At 50.4% G+C, this 988-nt stretch carries 1 protein-coding gene; it reads left to right on the top strand.

Annotated features, from left to right (window positions below):
• Nucleotides 1-988, top strand: a 988-nt coding sequence (dnaA, locus tag ACTHUR_RS12060; RefSeq protein ID WP_440398727.1) for a chromosomal replication initiator protein DnaA, incomplete at both ends; no start/stop codon positions are given.

The following is a 988-nucleotide window of genomic DNA, read 5'->3' as shown; positions in this document are numbered from 1 at the left end:
GTGCAAGAAGTCATTGAAGTTGAAGAGTGTGTAGAGCCTGTTCAAATGCCTTTGCAAACTGCTGCGCCAATGGAAGAAGATAGGCCGTCTGAAACGGTTTCCAAGCCTGCCACTGCCATGACGGCTGCCGAGATTTTGGCGCAACGCATAAAAAACCTGCCGCATGATGAGCCTCAAGTGCAAACTGCTGCTCCGGCTGAATCTAAAGCAGTTGCCAAAGCCAAAACCGACGCGCAACACGATGCGGAAGAAGCGCGCTACGAACAGACCAATCTGTCGCGCGACTATACATTTGAAACTTTGGTGGAAGGTAAGGGCAACCGCCTTGCCGCCGCAGCTGCCCAAGCGATTGCTGAAAATCCGGGGCAGGGTTACAACCCGTTTTTCTTATACGGTAGTACCGGTTTGGGTAAAACCCACTTGGTGCAAGCCATCGGCAACGAATTGCTGAAAAACCGTCCTGATGCCAAAGTGCGCTATATGCACTCGGACGACTATATCCGCAGCTTTATGAAGGCTGTGCGCAACAACACTTATGATGTATTCAAGCAACAATACAAACAATATGACCTGCTGATTATCGACGATATTCAGTTCATCAAAGGCAAAGACCGTACGATGGAAGAGTTCTTCTATCTGTACAACCATTTCCACAACGAGAAAAAACAACTGATCCTGACGTGCGACGTATTGCCTGCCAAAATCGAGGGTATGGACGACCGTCTCAAGTCCCGTTTCTCATGGGGCTTGACTTTGGAACTCGAACCGCCCGAATTGGAAATGCGCGTGGCGATTTTGCAGAAAAAGGCAGAAGCAGCCGGCATCAGTATCGAAGACGAAGCCGCTCTGTTTATCGCCAATCTGATCCGCTCCAATGTGCGTGAGCTGGAAGGCGCGTTCAACCGTGTCAGCGCCAGCAGCCGTTTTATGAACCGTCCTGTCATCGACATGGATTTGGCGCGTACGGCTTTGCAGGATATTATTGCGG

Source organism: Neisseria sp. P0021.S007, from assembly GCF_051956855.1.
Note: the sequence above shows the minus strand (reverse complement) of the source record. Positions and strands in the feature narration are given on the sequence as shown.